Source organism: Flavisericum labens, assembly GCF_045446075.1.
Lineage (GTDB): Bacteria > Bacteroidota > Bacteroidia > Flavobacteriales > Flavobacteriaceae > Flavisericum > Flavisericum labens.
Genome location: NZ_JBJJBQ010000001.1, coordinates 111,005 through 132,365, shown reverse-complemented (window position 1 = coordinate 132,365; position 21,361 = coordinate 111,005). Strand labels below are relative to the sequence as shown.

Sequence of the window (21,361 nt, the reverse complement as noted above, 5' to 3'; positions counted from 1 at the left end):
TCAAAAACTATCATTATAGAGTCGTTAAATAACTATTTATTATTAAAAACAAATGTAAATAAAGCGTTCTAAGCGACTTAAAAAAAAGATAAAGGTGTTTGGTTGTTTATGCTCCTAATTGAGAAAATCCATTCGTATAAATAAGTCTTACTTATTTTTTATGATATAAATTAAAGAAGAAGCTTCTTTTGTAGACAAGGCCTTTAAATTTGACAGCAATCCAATCCAGACTCCTTTTATCGGATTCATTTTTCCTGATTTGTATTTTTCAGAAAGTAGGCTCACATAAAACGCATCGAACCACATGGGTTTTACTTTTTTTACTTCCAATAAAATACTCGCCATTAATTTTTCCATAGAACTTTTGTCGAAATGCCATAAATGTCTCGGCACGTCAAAAGCGGCCCAAAACTTTTTGTAATGCTTCGCATCGTAACTTTTATAATTTGGAACAGCAATAATTAATGTGCCATTTGGTTTCAATAATTTTTTAAATTTAAAAAGGTCTTCTTCTAAATTAGGTAAATGTTCTAAAACGTGCCAAAGCGTAATTACATCAAAACTGTTTTCTTTAAACTTTAAAAACTCGTCGATATTGTAAACTGAATTATTCGTTTTAATATTAGCTATTTCTCTGGCTTGATCGTTCGGTTCTATTCCATTAACCTTCCAATGATTATTTTTAGCCGTTTGTAAAAAATCGCCTGTACCACATCCAAAATCTAAAAGTGTTTTTTTACCTTCTGAATAGAAATTAATTATACTCAATTTATTTTTTAAAGAAATAGAGCGTACAAGATGGTATGCTTTTTCAAAAAGATCTCGTTTCGAATCGGTATGTGAAATATAATCTTCACTCTGGTAATACTCGGGTAATTTTTCTGCGGAAGGTTGCGGATGCGTTTCCAGAAAACCAAATTTAGAATTCTCAATCAGTTGAAATTCTTCTCCCGAAACGGAATAATCTTTTACTCTTAAATATGGGTTTTGATGGATTTCTTTTGTCACGAATTCATGAATGTTTTATAGGAACAAAATTACTTTTAAGTATGTTTTCAAATGTAATAAATAGGAGTATATTTTGTTATTTAAAGTGGATTCCTGCCCTCGTAGGAATGACAACAATCAAGTTTCAAATTAAATGTTCCACGTGGAACATTTAATAAATTTTGACTTTATCTCCCCATGTAAACCAATAACACAGAAATATCATTTGGTGACACGCCACTTATTCTTGATGCCTGAGACACCGTGGTTGGTTGTACTTTTTTTAGCTTTTCACGCGCCTCAAAACTCATGGACTTGATTTTCGAATAATCAAAATTTTCAGGAATTTTTACATATTCTAATCTACTCAGTTTATCAGCATTATTTTTTTCCTTAGCAATATATCCCGAATATTTCACTTGGATTTCAGTTTGTTCAATCACCTCTCTATCCAAATTGTTTTCTTGAATGTAGGACTCCACATTTTCAACCTTTCTCACATCATCCATATCAATATTCGGTCTAGCGAATATCTTAAAAAGTTTTCCAGATTGCTTTACATGCGCAGATTTCTTTTCTTCAAGAACAGGGTTTATCTCCTCTGGTTTAACACTAAGGTTTTTAAAAAAATCTACAAATTTTTCCGCAGCCTCGTGCTTCTCCTCCATTCTTTTCAAACGCTTTTCCGAAGCAATCCCCAAATCATACCCTTTAGGCGTTAATCTTAAATCGGCATTATCTTGTCTGAGCAGAGTTCTGTATTCGGCACGGGACGTAAACATTCTGTATGGCTCTTCAGTGCCCTTAGTGATTAAATCATCAACCAATACACCAATATATGCTTCATTCCTTTTTAAGGTAAAAGTGTTCTTTTCTTGAACCTTTAAACTCGCATTTATACCCGCCATTAAACCTTGCGACGCAGCTTCTTCGTAACCTGTAGTTCCATTAATTTGACCTGCAAAATATAGACCATTAATTAATTTAGTTTCTAAGGTATGTTTCAATTGCGTTGGTGGGAAATAATCATATTCAATGGCATAACCCGGCCTAAAGAATTTCACATTTTCAAAACCAGCAACAGAACGCAAAGCTTTAAACTGAACATCCTCTGGCAATGAGGTTGAAAACCCATTTACATAAACCTCAACCGTATTCCAACCTTCAGGCTCAATAAACAATTGATGCCTATCCTTGTCTGCAAAACGATTGATTTTATCTTCAATTGACGGGCAATAGCGCGGACCCAAACTTTTAATTCTACCATTAAACATGGGTGACCTATCAAACCCTTCACGCAATAAATCATGAACCAATTCACTAGTATAAGTCATGTGACAAGAACGTTGTTTCTCTAACGGTTTTGTAACATCCAAATAAGAGAATTTCTCCGGATTATCATCACCGGGTTGTTCTGTCATTTTAGAATAATCCAAACTTCTTCCATCAACTCTTGGAGGTGTTCCTGTTTTCATTCTTCCGGATTCAAAACCCAAATCTACCAATTGTTCGGTAATTCCCGTAGCGGCCTTTTCACCTGCTCTGCCTCCACCAAAATTCTTATCGCCAATATGAATCAATCCGTTGAGGAAAGTTCCATTGGTTAGCACCACAGTTTTTGCCTTTATCTCAATCCCCAGAGAGGTTTTTACCCCAATTACGTTTTCACCTTCAATCAACAAACCGGAAACCATTTCTTGGTAGAAATCCAAATTAGGCGTTTGTTCCAAAAGCATTCTCCAGTCTTCAGCAAATCGCATTCTGTCACTCTGTACTCTAGGGCTCCACATCGCAGGTCCTTTAGATTTGTTGAGCATCTTAAACTGAATAGCCGAGGTATCTGAAACGATTCCGCTATACCCACCGAGAGCATCAATTTCCCGCACAATTTGCCCCTTTGCAATTCCACCCATAGCCGGATTACAGGACATCTGCGCAATGTTTTGCAAGTTCATGGTAACAAGCAGTGTTTTGCTTCCCATATTTGCCGCCGCCGCCGCCGCCTCGCTTCCAGCATGACCCGCCCCAACAACTATTACATCATAAACTTCGTTAAACATAACTTTTAGTTTTCATTCTATGTTCCACGTGGAACAATTCATTTTTTTGGACTGCAAATATACGCCGTAATAATTAATTTTCAGCAAGTTGGTTTAAATAGAAATTCTCTTTAGAACGCATAATAGAAGCGTCTTTATCTGACTTATCTTTGTATCCGCAATAATGAAGTACGCCATGAATAATTACTCGATGTAACTCATTTTCAAAAGACACACCAAAATCTATAGCATTATCCTCCACCCTTTCAACTGAAATAAAAATATCTCCTTGTATAATTTTTCCGACCGAATAATCGAAACTAATAATATCAGTCAACGTATCATGACTCAAAAATTCTAGGTTTAATTTGTGTAAATAGTCATCATCACAAAACACATAATTAACTTCTTCAACCTTGTACTCCTCGGTTGCTATGGTCTCTAAAATCCATTTTGAAATTGTTGATTCCGATTTCAATTGAAAATCGGTCTCATAATTGAAATTAATCATGGTGTATTCTTGAAATATTTCTGAACCTTCTTTTTATAAACCGGCTGCAAAGGTAACGCTTGCTTATCTAATATCTCGGTGGTTTGAAAATATTCTTTCGCAGTTGGAATTTGGTTATTAACGCTTCCGTTGAATTGTTTTTTATTGGTTTCAGATTTACCCTTATTATCCTGCCCTTGTTGAAACGTAGCATTTTCCATTTTTAAAAGTTGATGTTTTAAATCCATCATTTTTTGAAGCGTTTGGTTGGTGAAACCCTTATTCAATAAATCCAATTCAATATCTTCCATCTTTCTAACCAGAGCGTCGCCATTTCCTCCTAGCCCTTCCTTTTTTAGTTTATCCTGCAACGCTTGGCGCAGTTGCTGTTGTTGCTGGTAAATTTCATAAAGCAACCCATTCATATCTTCATGGGTTCCTTCTCCTTCTCCACCAGTATCTTTTCCATCCTTTCCTTGTTGTTTTCCATTTTCACCCTTTTTACCTTCACCATCTTCTTTATCACCTTCCTTTTCACCTTCTCCTTTTTGCTTGCCCTCACCTTCCTTTGGTTTACCCTCTTTACCCTTTTTCATACCATCTTCCATCATTTCATTTAGCTCCTCCTGATTCATGATAATATCGGGTAATTGCATATCACCTTGACCTCCTTTGCCAGGAGACATGCTCAAGCTCTCTTGCATACTATCAAGCACATTACTCAAAAAATCAGCTAAATTGTTAGCTGCTGTAACTGTAAATTGCTGACTGGAAACCCCTTGATAAATTTGATTCTCAGCAAATAAACTCAAAGCCTTGTCCATATTGTAATATACATCAGTGATTTCTTTATTAACCTGTTCTGACAATTTGGGTTGACGAAGCGATAACGAAAATAAACTGTCATCAATATGCTCAAAATGTTCTTTTAGGTCATTTTGCTTAACTAAATAAGAAGCATACTTATTGTGGTTACTTTCAATAGCTTTAAACTGATTCATGAGCGCTTCTTGGTCAAAGGAAAACAAGACCAAATTATCCAAAATCTGTCTTAAAGACTCGGAGTCTTCCTGCATCTGATCACCACCACTAGATTGCATTGCACTCCCCATTTTGGCGCTCATCTGTTTCATTTTTTGCGCTGCTTTCTTTTGGCTTTGCTTTGCTTTCTTTAGCTGTTCTTTTTGGCCATTTTGCGGGGCACTTTCATCGCTATCTGGCTGAGCCTCTTGCTCCATTTTTTCCAATTCTTCAGTTGCCTTATTCTGCTCAGCATCTACTTCATTTTCATCAAGCTTATCTCTTGGAATATCGATCGGCTTTTTTAACTGGTTGCTTTGCTTCTCTAATTCTTCTATCTCTTTTTTATATTCATCAAACTTTTCGTTTAGGCTCTCTTGTTTTTCTTTCGTGTTTTCTTCCTTAGGTTTATCTGATAAATTCTCTTGCTCCTCAGCCAACCTATCCAAATCATCACGAAGCTTTTCTAACTTTTTTTCTACGTAAAACCGCTTCGTCAACTCTAAAAGCTGTTCTAAACTTCGCTTTTTATTCTTATTTTGCTTGGCTAATTCGTCAAGCTTTTTAATCAGTTCTTCTTTATTGATTTTTTCCTGAAGCTCTTCAATCTCTTTTAAAAGTTGTTCATCCTTTTTAAGTTTTTCTTCGTTCTCTTTTAATCGTTCTTTTAACTCTTCTTTGTAATCATCCTCTCTGGGATTTTCCTTTTGAAATTCTTCAAGATTATCCTTTAATTTCTTGTTGAAATTTTTCATCATGTCATCTTGCTGTTTCTGACGTTTGAAAAAAGATTCCAACTTCTTTTTATCATTAAAATTTAAAAATGATTTTTCCTTTTGTGTTCTGGTAAGTTCCTCCAATTCCTTTTCCCGCTCATCAAACTTCTCTAAAGATTTGTTTAAATCATTAATAGTTTCACTTTGCTCTTCAAGCTTCTTCTGCTCTTCTTCCTCTCGTGTTCGTTTCCTGTAAGTGAAAACAGTGCTTTTTGCACTTTTTAACCTATTAATTGCATCATTATCAAATACTTGGAAATATAATTCGTATGGAATTCCTGGTGCGATATTCAAATTATTTGGAAATGCCGAGATGAATTCAGAGATATTGGAATTTGACATAGGAATAGCCTCAAATCGCTTGCTTTTCTCATCATTTAGCGGATAATACACCAATTGCAATTTGCTAAACCCATAATCATCACTCACTTGCCCATGAAAATAAAGCGTCTGCAAATCCAAACTGTCCTGTTTCATAGTAATTGAAATTTCAGGATATTGGTCTTTGACAACATCAATACTGAAGGCTAAATTTTCGTAGTTTTTAAGGTTTTTATTGCTTGTACTTAATGTATAATCATAGTTGTTAAAAACCTGCTTTGAGGTTTCAAAAATACCGGATTGGTCACTATTAAAAGCAGTAGTATCGTTGGCATATAAAAACACCTCATCAGTCGATTTAGTTTGTAACCGCCACATTATTTTAGTGCCTTCTGGAACCAATGCATTACCGGTGCTGTTACGTACTTCATCTTTCTTTTTGGTATAATTGGGATAATCTAAAACCATCTTAAAACTAAGTAATGATGGCGTTTCTACAACATTAACACGATAAGGTTTTGAGGTGACATTATTGGCGGTAAGTTGAAAAGCTATTGGTTCGCTAATTTGAGAAAACACATATTCAAAGGCACCTAAATCTTTTTGTTGTAAAAAGTAGGTTTCATTATTATAGACAATTTGTGCGCTTTCTGGAACTACGTCCCCTACCGTTTTTACAATAAGTTTAAAATCTCTATTTTCAATCGCATTTAAATTTTCATTGACCACAAAAAACTGAAACGGAGCTGGTGGTTCGTAAGCGGTTTTATAGTGTACCACACGTTTGTAACTATCACTAAACCAATTGAAATTACCAGATAGAAAGGTTAACAATATAATAGCCACAGGGATAGCAGCATATTTTAAATAACCCAGGTTCTTCTTAAAATTAATGGCCAACTTAAACGGAATGGGCGATAATTCTATCGACTTTTGATCGATACTGGCCAGTAATAATTCTGATGTGGATTGGTTTTGATGTAGTTGTAATACATTCAGAAGCTTGTCATTTACCTCTGGGAAGTGCTTACCAATAATTTTTGAAGCTACTTGGTAATCAATCCCTTTTTGAAGCTTAAACAATTTAGCCAACGGAATAAAAATAAACCTAACGAGCAACCCCAATTCCACCGCAATAAATAGCCAAAATAAAATGGTTCTGGCTGTTGTATTAAGCCATAACACATGTTCTATAAATAAAGTAAGTAGAAAATAGAGCAAACCTATGGCGAAAAACAAAATAGCGCCTTTTAGCAATTCATTAGTGTAATAGCGCCTTATAAATGCCTCAAGCTTGTTCTGTATAATTTTAAAATTATCCATCGATTTATATCAATTGGTTTGATATAACAGAATCAAACCATTTCAACTTACTAAACTACAATTTTATTTTTTACAAGGTTCTTAATTAGCTGTTAATTGTATCTTTGCCACAATCCTGAAAAAAGTTCGGGATAACAATTTTCAATCGATACTTAAATATCACTATTTAAGAGCAAAATTTAAAATAAACATGACCAAAAACGTTCGTGTGCGTTTTGCACCAAGCCCAACCGGACCACTACATATTGGGGGTGTTCGTACCGCTCTATTCAATTATTTGTATGCAAAAAAAAATAACGGAAAATTCATTTTACGTATTGAAGACACCGACCAAAACCGTTACGTTGAAGGTGCCGAGCGATACATTATGGACGCCTTAAATTGGTGCGGTATGGACTTTGACGAAGGCCCTGGAAAAAATGAAAAATTTGGCCCCTACCGCCAAAGCGAACGAAAAGATTTATATAAACAATATGCCGACCAACTTATAGGTTCTGGTAACGCTTATTATGCCTTTGATACGGCCGAAGCGCTCGATTTCCACAGAAAAGACCATGAGACCAAAGGAAAAACCTTTATTTACAATTGGCATAACCGACTTAAATTAAAAAATTCGTTATCGCTTAGCGCGGAAGATGTTAAGGCAAAGCTAGATGCTGGTGAAGATTATGTTATTCGCTTTAAAAGCCCGCAGGACGAAACACTGCATTTAAAAGATATTATTCGTGGCGATATTAAAATCGACACTAACATTTTAGACGACAAAGTGTTGTTTAAAAGTGACGGTATGCCTACTTACCATTTAGCGAATATAGTTGACGACCATTTAATGGAAATCAGTCATGTTATACGTGGTGAAGAATGGTTACCTTCGTTGGCATTACATTATCAATTGTACCAAGCTTTTGGTTGGGATGCACCAGAATTCGCACATTTACCACTCATTTTAAAACCTACCGGAAAAGGAAAACTGAGCAAACGTGATGGTGACAAAATGGGCTTCCCCGTATTTCCAATAGAATGGACGGACCCAAAAACCAATGAGGTATCCAGAGGGTATAAAGAAGACGGTTATTTTCCCGAAGCCATGGTTAACTTTTTAGCTTTTTTAGGTTGGAACCCTGGAACAGAGCAGGAAATTTTCTCGTTGGAAGAATTGGTTCAGGCTTTCGATTTAAAGAAAGTAAACAAGTCGGGCGCCCGTTTCGACCCTGATAAAACCAAGTGGTTTAACCACCATTATATGCAAGAGCAAAATGATAACATTTTAGCCAAAAAGTTTAAATCTATAATACCCGAATTGTCTGAAATTGATGAAAACTACGTTACTATGGTGGTAGGCTTAATAAAAGAACGCGCCACCTTTGTTTCCGATTTTTGGGAACTGAGCCACTTCTTTTTTACTCCACCGACAGCATACGATGAAAAAGCAGCTAAAAAGGCGTTTAAAGAAGGAACTTTAGAACTTATGGAAAAACTGAAAACCATCATTTTACATATTGACGATTTTACCGTAACCGCCTTACAAAAAGATATAAAAGGATGGATAACCGATAACGAAATAGGTTTTGGAAAAGTAATGATGCCTTTGCGCTTAGCTCTGGTAGGCGCTTTGCAAGGCCCCGATGTGTTTGATATTATGTTTATGATTGGGAAGAATGAAACAGTTAAGCGTATTGAAAATGTTATAAAAACATTATAAACAGCTCTGATGAAGCTTTGCATTAAACCACTTTTCACTTTAATATTTTTTATTCAATCTGTCAATTTATTTGCGATAGACCCTAATGGTTTGTTTTCTGACCATATGGTTTTACAACAAAAGGTTAACATACCGGTTTGGGGAACTGGGCAAAATGGGGAGAAAGTTCAAATTGAATTTAACGGATATATTCTTAACACTGTAGTTGAAAAAAATCATTGGCATACTTTATTACCTGCAATGAGCGCCGGTGGTCCTTATGTTATGAAAATAACCGGTGACAATTCTGTTGTTATTCAGGACATATACATAGGAGAAGTTTGGGTTTGCAGTGGTCAATCTAATATGGAAAGAAAAATGTCCCCGCATTGGAAATATCAAACAATAACCAACTACGAAAATGAAAAAAAAGCAGCCAACTATCCATTAATTCGGCAATATTATGTTCCACATAAAACGTCGGACATTCCAATTGAAAACACCAATGGGTTATGGACGGTTTGCTCACCTGAAACCATAGAATCATTTTCGGCTGTAGGGTATTTTTTTGCCAGAGATTTGTTTGAAGCCAAAACATTGCCTATTGGCATTATATTATCAGCTGTAGGAGGCACTCAGGCAAAATATTGGACAAGTAGAGCGGGTCTTTCACAAAACTCTGAATTGATTGCTTTAGTCAATAAATATGACGAAGCTGTAAAAACATTCCCTGAAAAATTAGCAGCCTATAATGCTCAAAAAAATGCTTTGTTAGCAAAATATGAGCACGATAAAAAAATGGCGAAGAAAGCAGGTGAACCGCAACCACGCATATCTAAACCACCACAAGACCCTAACAAAAGAAGGCACGTCAGTTGTTATTTTAACGGCATGATAGCACCGCTTTTAAAATACCCCATAAAAGGTGTGGCTTGGTACCAAGGCGAATCTGATCGCGATTTTGCAAAACAATACCAAGTGCTGTTTCCTGCCTTAATATCCGACTGGCGCAAACACTGGAACATAGGCAAGTTTCCTTTCTTGTTTGTGCAAATTGCTCCGTTTAAAGAAAATAACCCCGAAATTAGAGAGGCTCAATTGCTCACTTTGCAAAACACAGAAAATACGGCAATGGTAGTTACTACAGATTGTGGTGATGCAACAGATATTCATCCTCCATTTAAACAACCCATTGGTTATCGCTTATCGTTGGCAGCAAGAGCTCTGGCCTATCATGAAAATATTGCCTATTCTGGTCCTATTGTAAATAGCTTCAGTATTAAGAAAAATAAAGTTGAAATTTATTTTGAACACGTTTACGGAGGCCTAGAATACAGCGGAAATACCCTTAATGGTTTTACCATTGCCAATAGTTCCAAAAACTTTGTTCCTGCCAAAGCTGAGATAAAAGGAAACAAAATTATTGTTCACAACAATAGTATATACAACCCAGTAGCGGTGAGATATGGCTGGGAAAATGTACCTAAAGGCAACTTATATAATACCGAAAACCTGCCTGCCTCCCCCTTTAGAACAGATATAGGTGATTAAAACATATATTGAAATATTTAAGCCTTTAAGATAGATGTAATCTTCTGTTTTGAAGACTTTTTTGTTTTTATGACATAAAATATTTACTTGACTTTGTAAAAAATTTCAGCCACTTTCGTTTAACGACTGATATAAGTCATTGAAACGACGCATATCCTTGAAGTTAAACAAACATATTTCAAGTTAGCTAAAAAGGTTTGCTTTAAAATGATACCGTAGCCCCAAAAACCAACATACTTTGGTTGCCTTTAAAACGGGCATTTTCACCTTCAGGAATTTCGAAACCTTGCTTTTCCAATTTTTTTAACATATTGGTAAAGCCGTAAATATATTGAGCCTTTAGTTTAAAGTTTTTAATACCCGCGGAAGCCCCAACAGCGCCGTTTAAATGAAACTGGGAAATATTAGTAATATCCTCGGCTGTTAAATTTGCGTAGTTGTTTATATAATAACCTTCTTGGTTTTTATCATCATACTCCAATTTACTATTGTACTGGATCATGGGGCCAATATCGATTGTAAAATGGTTGGGCACCACTTTTAAATGCATAAACATAGCCACCTGAGCGGCAAATAGCTTATAGTCTATAAACTCTTCCTGAGTGCTTTCTAAAGCAGGACGACCCAAAACCTCAACATGGTTTTCTGCAAGTTGCATACCGAAACTTATATTATACCAACGCAATGGAATATCTACAGTGGCCAAAAACCCTCCAGCAAATCCGTTGGATTCTTTAGTTTCAAAATTGTCGGTCAAAATGTTAAATTTTGAAATACCACCAGTAACACTAATACCATTGGTTATATGGTAATTGCCCCTTTGGGCCAAACTATTTGTAACAAAACATAGGGTAATTGCTACCAATAAGAAAAGTCGGTTATAATTCATTTGTACGGATTATTAGCGACCAAATATAGTGTATTTTTGTATTTTAATTTTCTTAAACCTTAAACTAAACATCATGAACTTCTTTTACATCCCCTTTATTGTTTTAGGCCTTTTTATATTTATAGCCTCTTTCTTTATTGTAAAACAACAAACGGCCGCCATTATTGAGCGTTTTGGTAAATTCCAGAGTATTCGCCAATCTGGGCTTCAGCTTAAAATTCCGATAATAGATAAGGTTGCCGGGCGTTTAAGTTTAAAAATTCAACAGTTGGATGTTATTATTGAAACCAAAACTTTAGATGATGTATTTGTACGCTTAAAAGTATCGGTTCAATACCGGGTTTTAACTCAAAAAGTTTACGACGCCTTTTATAAATTGGATTATCCGCACGATCAAATTACCAGTTATGTATTTGATGTGGTGCGTGCCGAAGTACCTAAGATGAAATTGGATGATGTATTTGTTAAAAAAGATGATATTGCCTTAGCAGTAAAAGCAGAATTAAACGATGCTATGTTGGAATATGGTTTTGACATTATTAAAACATTAGTTACCGACATTGACCCAGATGCGCAGGTTAAGGCAGCTATGAACCGTATTAATGCAGCAGATAGAGAAAAAACTGCGGCACAGTTTGAAGGTGATGCCCAACGCATCTTGATTGTTGAAAAGGCAAAAGCTGAAGCTGAAAGCAAACGTTTACAAGGACAAGGAATAGCCGACCAACGTCGTGAAATTGCACGTGGTTTAGAAGAATCTGTTGAAGTGTTAAACCGTGTAGGTATTAATAGCCAGGAAGCTTCGGCATTAATCGTTGTAACGCAACATTACGACACCTTACAATCACTTGGTGAAGAAACCAATAGTAACCTCATTTTATTGCCAAATGCACCTCAAACGGGCAGTAACATGCTAAACGATATGGTAGCTAGCTTTACGGCGAGTAATCAAATAGGCGAAGCCATGAAAAATTCCAGAAAAAAGGAAGATAAATAATTATTAACTTCTTTTTCAAAATATGAAAGCCTGTAGGGTATTAACATACTACAGGCTTTTTATTTACCTTTCTTTTCGTAACCCCGTATCAGCTCTTTTAAGGTATTTCGGTAATCTTCCAATGCTTCTTTATCTAAAGTATGATTTACTTCTCCTTGCGGCAACGTGCCGCGGCTTTCACCCAAATACTTTTGAAGTTCAGGGTATCGTTCTTCAATGGTTCTGGTAAGTGATGAAATTTCGGTTAAAATATCTGTTTTTGCTTGTTCCATTTATGTATGTTTTCTTTTGTAAATAAAATACAAAAAAGTAAGCGAAAAACATCTTAAAGAACTACTAATTTAACCTTCAACCAGTTCTAAATCAAAAAAATTGATTTGTTTAAATTGAGTCGTTCTTGGCTATGCGAGTATCTTCATTATCATTATTTTTTCTCCAAGGCTTGTAGTTCTTAAACTCAGGTCCCATTAATTTTGACTTTTCTGAACCAAATTTAACTACAGCATAAGAGGCTTCAGTTGTATCTTTCCAGGGTTTATAATTTTTGTAAGCTGGTCCGGTTAAATCAGACTTTTTATTTTCTTCGGTATAAATAACAGTTGGGGTAGATTTATGCTTCCAGGGCTTGTAATTTTTGTAAGCTGGTCCCTTTAATTCACTTCTTTTTTGTGCAAAAGCTGCAGATGAAGAAATAAATATTAAGGCTAGAATCAATGTGATATTTTTCATGACATTTCATTTTTTTTTTTATTGTTTGTCACAAAAATAAATACGAAATACACTTTTTAGAGTTACCTAAAACCACGTAATCTACATCCGTATTTATACGGATAAAACCCTAAATTAAGTTAATCTGAGTGGCCTTTTTAATTAACTCGGCGGTGTTCTTTACCTCTAGCTTTTTTAAAATATTGGCCCGGTGGGTTTCAATGGTTCTTGTACTAACAAACAATTTGGAGGCTATGTCCTTGGTGGTAAGCCCATCGGAGATTAAAATTAAAACCTCTTTTTCCTTTTTTGAAAGTATATTTTCACTAACCTTATGCTCAGACATAAAATTTATCATCTTTTCAGATATCTTGGGACTAAAATATTTTTTGCCTTGGTTAACTATACGTACCACTTTTATTAGTTCATCTTCATCGGTATTTTTAAGAAGATAACCATATGCGCCTCCCTTAGCGCATTTGGCAATATAATTACCATCATCATGCATGGATATGATTATGGGTTTAACGGTAGAATTTAAGTCCTTAATTTTGTTTAAAACTTCAAACCCGTCCATATTGGGCATAGTGATATCAAGTAAAACGATGTCAATATCTTTATTCCTTTCAATGGCTTCTAAAAATTCTTGTCCATCGCCTACCGAAGTTATAATGTCAATATCGTCATGCTTTTTCAATAACTCTTTCAAGCCATTTCTAAAAAGTTCATGATCATCAGCTATTATTAGTTTAATTTTCTTCATTTTCTACAGGTAATTCAATTTCAAAAGTGGTGCTTCCGTGTTTAGATTTTATATTAATATCACCGTTACAGATTTCAACGCGCTCCTTCATATTGATAATTCCAGAACCTAATTTAACCGTTTCCATATTAAAGCCTTCACCGTCATCAAAATAAAAAAGTGATATGAAATCGTCAAATTCAGAAAGTGTAATTCTTATGTTTTTGGCATTGGAATGCTTTAATGTGTTATTGATTAGTTCTTGACCAATTCTAAAAATATTGATGGCTTGATTTTTTGTAATCTTACTATCGTTTGGTTTTGATAAATCTTCAAAATCTATTATAACACCTGAGTGCTTTTTTATACCATCTACAAAGTTGGTCAAAGCCGCACCAACGCCAAAATCATCGATTAATGACGGCATTAAGTCGTTGGACATAGAACGGATCTCGGTAATGGTATCGTCCAGTATTTTTTTCATTTCGGCCTTTTGCTTTTCGCTTTCAATTCTATTTTCAATGTAATACTTTAAAGAGGTTAATAAGGGACCTATACCATCGTGAAGTTCGCGCGAAAGCCGTCGTCTTTCGTTTTCAAGACCATCAACCATTAGCCTTTTAGTATTAATACGGCTCTTATTTTCTTTATTTCTAAATTCAATAAGTTTATCACGCATCTTTATTAAACTCTTTCCCAATAAATCATTTTGACTTTTCGGAGCGTATTTAGAATTCAAATTCATTTTTCCAATTTCATTGGAGAATTTTACAGCACCTTGAAGCGATTTTTTTAAGTTCGCCAAGGCGTCAAACATCTCTTTTATTTCGTTTGAGTTTATTACAAAGTCGTTGGTTTGATTGTAGTCACCAGCCGCCATTATTTTCAAGCTTTTCTGCATGTTTGTAATGGGGTTGGTAATAATTCTGGTAAGAAAAAGTGATAAAACAATGGCTACCACCATAATGACAACTATGAGTCCTAAAAGCCTTAATTTTAGTTGTTCCAGAGGTGCTTTAACCTCGCGCGTATCTATTTCTGAAAGTATGGCCCATTTTAAGTTAGAAATTTCGATAGGACTATAAACGCTGTAAACCTCAACACCCCGATAATCATTAAAAACTCCTCTACCGCTTTTACCCGAAAGTGCGTCAATTACACCCTTTGTTTTCACCTCTATGCTCGATGGTTTTCTTTCGGGTAAAAATCGTGATTGAGACCTCATATTAAAATCGGCTCCAACCAAATAAGATTCACCACTGTTTCCCATTCCTGCCCTTTCCAACAATATCTCCTTAATCTTGTTATAATCTATAATCTTCACCTTGGTTTCTTGGCCCACCAACGAAACAAGACCTATTGAAGTGGTGCCTTGTTTATCATACTCGCTAAAATCGTAAATACCAGAAGAATCCAATGCGGTTTCGGGCAACTCGATACTAAGGTTTTCAACCGAATACTGATTGGACTTAGCGTTTAAAAACCCATTCCATTCACTTTTTATTAAATTTTCAACATGTATCTGCTTTAGTGTTTTTATAGAATTCAGTTGAAGTAAAATTCTATCATCCAAAACGTTCGAAAATTGATTGTAAAATGTAATCGACAGCATGAGTATCACCAAAAAAATTAGGCTATTTATAATAATCAATATTAAGGCTCTTAGGCTCATTTGTAAAGTCAATAGTTAGTGAAATACGAAGGGTAACAAGTTAATAAAAACAAATGTTTTTTACCTTTTGTACGTGTTGAAGATAAAATTAAGTTTAAATGTCAGTTCGAGTGATTTTGAGGAATGAAAAATCGTATCGAGAACCATTTATTGATATTGGAACTTTTCTCGATACAAATTTCACTCGTTCTATCGTGAAATTCACTCGAAACGACGAATTCTATCAAAATGCACAACAAGTGTGTTCTGTTATTTAAAAGGATGTCTTTCGTGCCAATCTTCCGAAGGATTCATTAATTTAAAAATTTGCTTAAGCACCGCATTTAAAAATCCATTGGTGTGCTTTAAATATACCACCATAGGCCTCGCCTCTGCTCCTACCGAACTTTTTATTTCCATGGCCGTTCTGGCATAAACCACAGTTTTGAATTTGTTGTTAATAGCAAACTCGAGCATGTCATACAACATATTTAAATATAACTGATTAGGGTATTGGTGTTCTTTATCGTAACCCAAAAAATAGGTTTCTAAATCTTGATTATTGAGTATTAACGTGTAAAAACCAACCAACTCATTTTTTAGATAATACCCATAAACTTTAAAGTTTTCTTTGAGCTGGGATTTTAAGCTATAAAAATGATTTTCTGGCAATAAAAAGGTATTGAATTTGGCATTATTGGAAACATTCAAGTACAACTTATAAAGCTCCGGGGTGTGCCTTTTGATGTCGTCCAAACTCAATTCAATAGGTTTTATGGAGTTTCTTTTCTTTCTTGCCCTTTTGTAGCGGTCGCGGTATTTTTTATTTAGACTCAAAATATAATCCTGAAAAGTTAACCATTCTGGCCTAACAGAAAGCAGCATATTGGGCTGCACATAGATTTGGTAAAGCTTCGCATCCTCGAAAACCTGTTTCGCTTTGTGGATGGGGTCATCTTTAAAAAAATCCTTCAGCGCAATGGCTCTGATTGTTTTGTTCTGATTTTGTTTGATCCGTTCTTTTATATCTTCCAAAGCAGAAGAAATGACTTCAAAAAATTTAGCTTGAGACAGGGATTCCTTTTTATAAAAAATGCCGTGTTGCCCGGTATGCGTAAGGTTACCAACAACTAAAATGTTTCCTTTTAAAACCCGCGAGACCAAATCTTTAAAAAACGTTTTTATGCACGACACTTGCGTATCCCTAAACATGTCTTTTAAATACAACTGTACGCGTTGGGTGATAGCAATTCCTACTAAATCTTGACCACTAAAAACCGCTATGTAGTACCAGTGGATATTTTGTGGCGAGGCCTCTTCCATGGCTTGTAAATAATGCGTTTGCAGAAACACATCGTGTCTTACCAAAGCATCCCAACCTTCGGAAAGTTCTCTAAATGAGTTATAAATTTTATAATGTATCAATACAAAAAAGAAAAGACTGAAAATTACAATTCTCAGTCTCTAAATATATTAAAAGTTTACAAAAAGATTATTTCCAACCACAAATAATGGCTCCCATAATTCCGAGGGTAACAATCCAATATCCGGCATTAATCAAAATGTATTTGGCGCTTTTGCGTTCAAATAAGGCATTTGTTCCTATTATTGGCAATGCAATAAAGATTCCTGCTAAAATACCGTGAAAAGCACCGTGCTTAAATGTTCTAAACTCGTTAGCGTATTCTGCCATAAAAGCTTCATAAGAAGGTTGAACCCCTAATTCGCCTTGAGCTAAACTAAATGCTCCCATTTGATGAATAACCATTGGCATCAAAGACATGGCCAATAAAATAGCAAAAATGAAGGCTAAAATAAAAATCTTTGCCATGTTTCCACCTTTTATTTTCTCTTCAGTCATGTCGGCTGCTTTCATCCAAGCATTACCAAATACTTTTGGGTTATACCAAATAAACCCAACAAAAAGCGCCGAAACGGCAGCAACTAGAATTGCTAAAAAATTCATTTCCATAATAGTATAAATTTTAGTTAGAAGTTAAATATAAATAAAATTATAATACTAACTATTTTAAACACTCAAAACCAGTTAAATAGCTTGAGCTTCTAACACCAAAATGTCGTTCTTATCCTCAAGCGCCTTAGTAATAAACTCATTAATAGCGTCATTCTTATCTAGGCCATTTTCTAACAAAACTCCCAAAACCAAAGTCACCGCAATACGAGTTCCTACCTTTTTTACCGCAGTATTGAAAAGTGGTGCCAATTCGTCGTAACTTACTTCTTTTGCTAATTCTTGTATTTCGGCCTTCACTTTCGCCTGTTTATCTTCTGGATAATTAGTGTATTTTTTTCCTAATTGCTGTATAACATTGATGGCCTTCCGTTGCGGTTTTTGCGGAGTAGATTTATTTGCCTGTTGTTCCTGTTTAGGTTTAGGTTTTACTTTAGCCCAAGAATCTCTTAACCCCACCGTTTTGTTGAAGATTAATTTTTCTTCGGAAGCATCATCATCTACATTAAAATAACCCAATCGTTGAAATTGGAATCGCTCACTTATTTTAGCCTCTTTTAAACTAGGCTCAACAAAAGCTTCAATGGTTTTTAGGGAATTCGGATTTAAAAACTCCATAAAATCCTTGTCTTGATGTGCATCAGGGGCTTCATCCATAAACAACCTGTCGTACTCCCTAACCTCAGCTTTTATGGCATGTTGAATCGATACCCAATGTAGTGTCCCCTTTACTTTTTTAGAAGTATCTTCAGAATAGGTACAGTGGATTTCAGTAATGTTTCCGTCACCGTCTTTTACAACACTTTCAGCTTTTATGATGTAAGCATTTTTAAGTCGCACTTCGCCTCCCAGCTTCAATCTGAAAAATTTGTTACCTGCTTCCTCTTTAAAATCGTCTTTTTCAATATAAAGCTCTCTTGAAAACGGCACTTTTCTAAATCCGGCGCTTTCGTCCTCTTGGTTGTTTTCAGCATCCAGCCACTCTACTTTATCTTCTGGATAATTAGTAATAACAAGTTTTATCGGGTCTAAAACAGCCATAACACGAGGTGCTGTTTTATTTAAATCCTCACGGATGCAAAACTCTAAAAGCGATACATCAATCACATTATCGCGTTTGGCCACTCCAACGGTTTCCACAAACTTTCTTAACGATGTTGGGGTATAGCCGCGACGTCGCAAACCGGAAATAGTAGGCATTCTAGGATCGTCCCAACCAGAAACAACACCTTCTTCTACCAATTTGAGCAACTTACGTTTACTCATAATGGTATAGCTTAGGTTTAAACGTGCAAATTCGCGTTGCTTAGGCCTTAACTTGTCAGGATTAACCACTTGGTCTAAAAACCAATTATAAAGCTCTCTATGTGGCTTAAATTCCAAGGAGCACAATGAATGTGAAACCTGTTCAATATAATCACTCTCGCCATGTGTCCAATCGTACATGGGGTATATACACCAATCGTTACCCGTTCTGTGGTGCGCCTTTTTCATAACCCGGTACATAATAGGGTCGCGCATTAGCATATTAGGGTGTTGCATGTCAATTTTAGCACGTAAAATGTGCTCGCCCTCGTCAAACTCCCCGTTTTTCATGCCTTCGAACAAATCCAAGTTTTCAGCTATAGTCCTATTTCTATAGGGTCCATCAACGCCTGGTTGCGTTGGTGTGCCTTTCTGTTCGGCCATGGCTTCACTACTTTGTGAATCTACATAAGCCTTTCCTTCTTTAATCAGTTTAACGGCCCAATCATACAACTGCTGAAAATAATCTGAAGAGAACAATTCCTTGTCCCAGTTATAGCCCAACCAAGCGACATCCTTTTTAATAGCATCGACATATTCTTGCTCTTCTTTGGCCGGATTGGTATCATCAAATCGAAGATTAACCGGGGCTTTATAATACTCGCCCAAGCCAAAACTAATACCAATGGCTTTGGTGTGCCCAATGTGCAAATAGCCGTTAGGTTCGGGTGGAAAACGGAAACGCAAATCGTTTTTAGGCAATCCGTTTGCCAAATCTTCTTCTATAATTTGCTCAATAAAATTGAGAGATTTTCTTTCTTCAGACATAATGTGTACTTCATTCAAAATGAGATCTACAAAATTAGGTAATTTTATATGAATTTAATGTTGTGATGGCTTTTAAAATGTAACACATCAATCGTATTTACTACCAATAAATAAAACACAAAACCATGCAGCACAGAAATTACGAATGCCCTAAATGTCATAACAAAACTTATAAGGTGGGACAAATGCGAGCCACTGGCGGTACGCTATCCAAAATATTTGATGTTCAAAGCCAAAAATTCACTTCGGTAACTTGCGAACACTGTACATATACCGAATTTTATAAAACCAAAACAAGTGCTATTAGCAATGTTTTTGACTTTTTTACAAATTAAGTGAGACAAATTTCTTTATGAAATTTTACTTACTATAACGAACTGAATAGTATTTTTGCCACATGGGAATTATAAAAGTTGAAAACATACGAGTATTTGCCTACCATGGCTGCTTAAAGGAAGAAACAAAAATAGGCAGTGACTACCGTGTGGATTTAGAGATAGAAGCCAACTTACGTACATCGGCTAATACTGATGCATTGAGCGATACGGTTGATTATGTGTTTTTAAATAGGGTTATTAGAGAGGAAATGAACATTGCCTCACATCTTCTCGAAACCGTTGCAAAACGCATTTTATCACGTATTTTTGAAGAAGATAAACTAGTTGATCGCGCCACAGTTTGGGTAAGCAAACTCAATCCGCCTATTGGTGGTGACGTGGAGCGCGTTACGATTAAAATGACCGAAAAACGTAAAAATTGATTTTAACTATTGAAAAGTCTTAATTTTTTTTACATTTGCAGCAGATTCCCGATGTCTCGGGAATGACAATTTCAGAGGTTTATCAAAACCTGTTTTGATAATCTTTTTTTAAAATTGGCGTCGTGGCCGAGTGGCTAGGCAGAGGTCTGCAAAACCTTTTACAGCGGTTCGAATCCGCTCGACGCCTCTAAAAGCTTTCAGTTTGGGCTGGAAGCTTTTATTGTTTTAACTTTAGATATAAAACATTCAATCGATTTCATATCAAGTCGTTGTGGCTAATTTGATAATATCGTACTAAAAACAGGATGACTAAAAAGAAATCAAAATGGATAATTAGAATTCTACTGTTTTTGGGAACTATAATCTCTTTGTATTTTGTTCCTTGGCCAATAATAAAGGCATGGATAAATCCCCTTCCAGAAAACGTTCAGGAACAAGTTAATCAAGCAACTGATTATGGTTTTGATGGTATAATTGTATATGTAGATATAGGTGGAAAGGAGCCTGATTTTTATGCTGCTGGAACTAAAAACAGGGAGAGTAAAACCCCAGCAGATCCACATGAATTATTTAAAATTGCCAGTGTAGATAAACTGTATAATGCAGTTGCTGTCTCAAAACTAGTGAATAGAGGTAAACTCTCATTAGATAAAACCCTAGTCGAATATTTACCTGAATTGAAAGGTAGAATAGAAAATGCTGATAAAATAACTGTCAGAATGTTAGTTCAGCATCGTAGTGGCATCCCAAATTTCACGGATACTTTTAATTACTGGGTTAATCCAAAAGAATCTGATAATGAAAAATTGGCCTTAGTTCTTGATAAGAAAGCAAATTTTGAACCTGGTGAAGATTATGAATATTGCAACACAAACTATTTATTACTCAACAGAATAATGAACCGAGTCCTTGGATATGATACATTCCGTTACATTCAGGAAGAGATTTTAACCCCTCTTAACCTAAACTATACTTTTGGCTCAATTAAAAATGTAAATATAGATGATGTAATGAGTGGTTACTATGTAGGCTATGATAAAGATTTAAAAACTGATGATATTGGCTCAATGTTGGCAACAGCGGAAGATGTAGGCAAATTTGTTAGAGCTCTAAATGATGGCTCTGTATTTACAGATAAAAAAGAACAGGGAATCTACACCTCAATATACGAGTTTGAACATACAGGTTTGATTCCAGGCTATCAAACGATTGCCAAATATAACAATGATATCGATGCGGTAGTCATTCAATTTACAAATACAGTCGACTTTGAAGGCTACAACTGGAGATTATCGGAAATAATGTATGATAGAATTATAAAAATAATTAGAAATAAAAACTAGCCACAACAAAGCGTATAGTGCATACCCTTCGGTTTACA

The 21,361-nt window shown here is 35.4% G+C and carries 18 protein-coding genes and 1 tRNA gene; 7 read left to right on the top strand and 12 right to left on the bottom strand.

Going from position 1 to position 21,361, the window contains the following annotated elements; all coding sequences use genetic code 11:
* Nucleotides 1-147: 147 nt before the first annotated feature.
* The 4 genes from ACIEHO_RS00550 to ACIEHO_RS00535 form a co-directional block, all read right to left on the bottom strand.
* The gene (locus ACIEHO_RS00550) at nt 148-1,008 is read right to left on the bottom strand and encodes a class I SAM-dependent methyltransferase (RefSeq protein WP_406967553.1); all 861 of its coding nucleotides are present in this window, start codon (nt 1,006-1,008) and stop codon (nt 148-150) included.
* Between the two features lie 167 nt (nt 1,009-1,175).
* Nucleotides 1,176-3,047: a tRNA uridine-5-carboxymethylaminomethyl(34) synthesis enzyme MnmG gene (gene mnmG / locus ACIEHO_RS00545; protein WP_406967551.1), complete on the bottom strand. Its 1,872-nt coding sequence runs from the start codon at nt 3,045-3,047 to the stop codon at nt 1,176-1,178.
* A gap of 73 nt (nt 3,048-3,120) precedes the next feature.
* A complete protein-coding gene (gene ybeY, locus ACIEHO_RS00540; RefSeq protein ID WP_406967549.1) occupies nt 3,121-3,537 on the bottom strand; it encodes an rRNA maturation RNase YbeY in 417 nt (138 codons plus the stop codon).
* On the bottom strand, nt 3,534-6,956 hold the full coding sequence (locus tag ACIEHO_RS00535) for a DUF4175 family protein (protein ID WP_406967547.1): 3,423 nt from the start codon (nt 6,954-6,956) through the stop codon (nt 3,534-3,536). The genes ybeY and ACIEHO_RS00535 overlap by 4 nt, the downstream gene beginning before the upstream one ends.
* A gap of 190 nt (nt 6,957-7,146) precedes the next feature.
* Here ACIEHO_RS00535 and gltX point away from each other — a divergent pair, with 190 nt between their 5' ends.
* The gene (gltX, locus tag ACIEHO_RS00530; protein WP_406967545.1) at nt 7,147-8,658 is read left to right on the top strand and encodes a glutamate--tRNA ligase; all 1,512 of its coding nucleotides are present in this window, start codon (nt 7,147-7,149) and stop codon (nt 8,656-8,658) included.
* A gap of 9 nt (nt 8,659-8,667) precedes the next feature.
* Nucleotides 8,668-10,188 (top strand): sialate O-acetylesterase, encoded by a 1,521-nt coding sequence (locus ACIEHO_RS00525; RefSeq protein ID WP_406967543.1) that lies wholly within the window; start codon nt 8,668-8,670, stop codon nt 10,186-10,188.
* 202 nt (nt 10,189-10,390) lie between these two features.
* Here the strand turns inward: ACIEHO_RS00525 and ACIEHO_RS00520 are convergent, their stop codons facing one another.
* A complete protein-coding gene (locus ACIEHO_RS00520) occupies nt 10,391-11,077 on the bottom strand; it encodes a hypothetical protein (protein WP_406967541.1) in 687 nt (228 codons plus the stop codon).
* 73 nt (nt 11,078-11,150) lie between these two features.
* Here ACIEHO_RS00520 and ACIEHO_RS00515 point away from each other — a divergent pair, with 73 nt between their 5' ends.
* Entirely contained in the window at nt 11,151-12,074 is a 924-nt protein-coding gene (locus ACIEHO_RS00515; protein ID WP_406967539.1) for an SPFH domain-containing protein, read from the top strand.
* Nucleotides 12,075-12,133: 59 nt separating this feature from the next.
* On the opposite strand, the gene ACIEHO_RS00510 is transcribed toward ACIEHO_RS00515, so the two are convergent.
* The 7 genes from ACIEHO_RS00510 to ACIEHO_RS00480 all read right to left on the bottom strand — a co-directional run bounded on the left by ACIEHO_RS00510 (nt 12,134) and on the right by ACIEHO_RS00480 (nt 19,220).
* The gene (locus ACIEHO_RS00510) at nt 12,134-12,346 is read right to left on the bottom strand and encodes a hypothetical protein (protein ID WP_406967537.1); all 213 of its coding nucleotides are present in this window, start codon (nt 12,344-12,346) and stop codon (nt 12,134-12,136) included.
* A gap of 109 nt (nt 12,347-12,455) precedes the next feature.
* Nucleotides 12,456-12,803, bottom strand: coding sequence for a hypothetical protein (locus ACIEHO_RS00505; protein WP_406967535.1), 348 nt, complete (start codon nt 12,801-12,803; stop codon nt 12,456-12,458).
* Between the two features lie 109 nt (nt 12,804-12,912).
* Nucleotides 12,913-13,545 carry a response regulator gene (locus ACIEHO_RS00500; RefSeq protein ID WP_406967533.1) on the bottom strand — a complete coding sequence of 211 codons (633 nt, stop codon included), beginning with the start codon at nt 13,543-13,545 and terminating at the stop codon, nt 12,913-12,915.
* Nucleotides 13,532-15,196 (bottom strand): ATP-binding protein, encoded by a 1,665-nt coding sequence (locus tag ACIEHO_RS00495; RefSeq protein WP_406967531.1) that lies wholly within the window; start codon nt 15,194-15,196, stop codon nt 13,532-13,534. The genes ACIEHO_RS00500 and ACIEHO_RS00495 overlap by 14 nt, the downstream gene beginning before the upstream one ends.
* A 249-nt stretch (nt 15,197-15,445) precedes the next feature.
* Nucleotides 15,446-16,600, bottom strand: coding sequence for a GNAT family N-acetyltransferase (locus ACIEHO_RS00490; RefSeq protein ID WP_406967529.1), 1,155 nt, complete (start codon nt 16,598-16,600; stop codon nt 15,446-15,448).
* Between the two features lie 67 nt (nt 16,601-16,667).
* Nucleotides 16,668-17,147 (bottom strand): DUF1761 domain-containing protein, encoded by a 480-nt coding sequence (locus ACIEHO_RS00485; protein ID WP_406967527.1) that lies wholly within the window; start codon nt 17,145-17,147, stop codon nt 16,668-16,670.
* Between the two features lie 75 nt (nt 17,148-17,222).
* Nucleotides 17,223-19,220 carry a glutamine--tRNA ligase/YqeY domain fusion protein gene (locus ACIEHO_RS00480; RefSeq protein WP_406967525.1) on the bottom strand — a complete coding sequence of 666 codons (1,998 nt, stop codon included), beginning with the start codon at nt 19,218-19,220 and terminating at the stop codon, nt 17,223-17,225.
* 125 nt (nt 19,221-19,345) lie between these two features.
* Here ACIEHO_RS00480 and ACIEHO_RS00475 point away from each other — a divergent pair, with 125 nt between their 5' ends.
* The 4 genes from ACIEHO_RS00475 (at nt 19,346) to ACIEHO_RS00460 (ending at nt 21,323) form a co-directional block, all read left to right on the top strand.
* On the top strand, nt 19,346-19,555 hold the full coding sequence (locus ACIEHO_RS00475) for a zinc ribbon domain-containing protein (RefSeq protein WP_406967523.1): 210 nt from the start codon (nt 19,346-19,348) through the stop codon (nt 19,553-19,555).
* A 62-nt stretch (nt 19,556-19,617) separates the two neighbouring features.
* Complete coding sequence (gene folB / locus ACIEHO_RS00470; protein WP_406967521.1) at nt 19,618-19,980, top strand: dihydroneopterin aldolase; 363 nt, start codon at nt 19,618-19,620, stop codon at nt 19,978-19,980.
* Nucleotides 19,981-20,096: 116 nt separating this feature from the next.
* A tRNA-Cys gene (locus ACIEHO_RS00465) sits at nt 20,097-20,167 on the top strand.
* A gap of 118 nt (nt 20,168-20,285) precedes the next feature.
* Entirely contained in the window at nt 20,286-21,323 is a 1,038-nt protein-coding gene (locus tag ACIEHO_RS00460) for a serine hydrolase domain-containing protein (RefSeq protein ID WP_406967519.1), read from the top strand.
* Nucleotides 21,324-21,361: the final 38 nt, after the last annotated feature.

Coding starts and splice junctions, on each gene's coding strand:
- mnmG (WP_406967551.1), bottom strand. CDS start 3,047: ATGTTTAACGAAGTTTATGATGTAATAGTTGTTGGGGCGGGTCATGCT.
- ybeY (WP_406967549.1), bottom strand. CDS start 3,537: ATGATTAATTTCAATTATGAGACCGATTTTCAATTGAAATCGGAATCA.
- ACIEHO_RS00535 (WP_406967547.1), bottom strand. CDS start 6,956: ATGGATAATTTTAAAATTATACAGAACAAGCTTGAGGCATTTATAAGG.
- gltX (WP_406967545.1), top strand. CDS start 7,147: ATGACCAAAAACGTTCGTGTGCGTTTTGCACCAAGCCCAACCGGACCA.
- ACIEHO_RS00525 (WP_406967543.1), top strand. CDS start 8,668: ATGAAGCTTTGCATTAAACCACTTTTCACTTTAATATTTTTTATTCAA.
- ACIEHO_RS00520 (WP_406967541.1), bottom strand. CDS start 11,077: ATGAATTATAACCGACTTTTCTTATTGGTAGCAATTACCCTATGTTTT.
- ACIEHO_RS00515 (WP_406967539.1), top strand. CDS start 11,151: ATGAACTTCTTTTACATCCCCTTTATTGTTTTAGGCCTTTTTATATTT.
- ACIEHO_RS00510 (WP_406967537.1), bottom strand. CDS start 12,346: ATGGAACAAGCAAAAACAGATATTTTAACCGAAATTTCATCACTTACC.
- ACIEHO_RS00505 (WP_406967535.1), bottom strand. CDS start 12,803: ATGAAAAATATCACATTGATTCTAGCCTTAATATTTATTTCTTCATCT.
- ACIEHO_RS00500 (WP_406967533.1), bottom strand. CDS start 13,545: ATGAAGAAAATTAAACTAATAATAGCTGATGATCATGAACTTTTTAGA.
- ACIEHO_RS00495 (WP_406967531.1), bottom strand. CDS start 15,196: ATGAGCCTAAGAGCCTTAATATTGATTATTATAAATAGCCTAATTTTT.
- ACIEHO_RS00485 (WP_406967527.1), bottom strand. CDS start 17,147: ATGGAAATGAATTTTTTAGCAATTCTAGTTGCTGCCGTTTCGGCGCTT.
- ACIEHO_RS00480 (WP_406967525.1), bottom strand. CDS start 19,220: ATGTCTGAAGAAAGAAAATCTCTCAATTTTATTGAGCAAATTATAGAA.
- ACIEHO_RS00475 (WP_406967523.1), top strand. CDS start 19,346: ATGCAGCACAGAAATTACGAATGCCCTAAATGTCATAACAAAACTTAT.
- folB (WP_406967521.1), top strand. CDS start 19,618: ATGGGAATTATAAAAGTTGAAAACATACGAGTATTTGCCTACCATGGC.
- ACIEHO_RS00460 (WP_406967519.1), top strand. CDS start 20,286: ATGACTAAAAAGAAATCAAAATGGATAATTAGAATTCTACTGTTTTTG.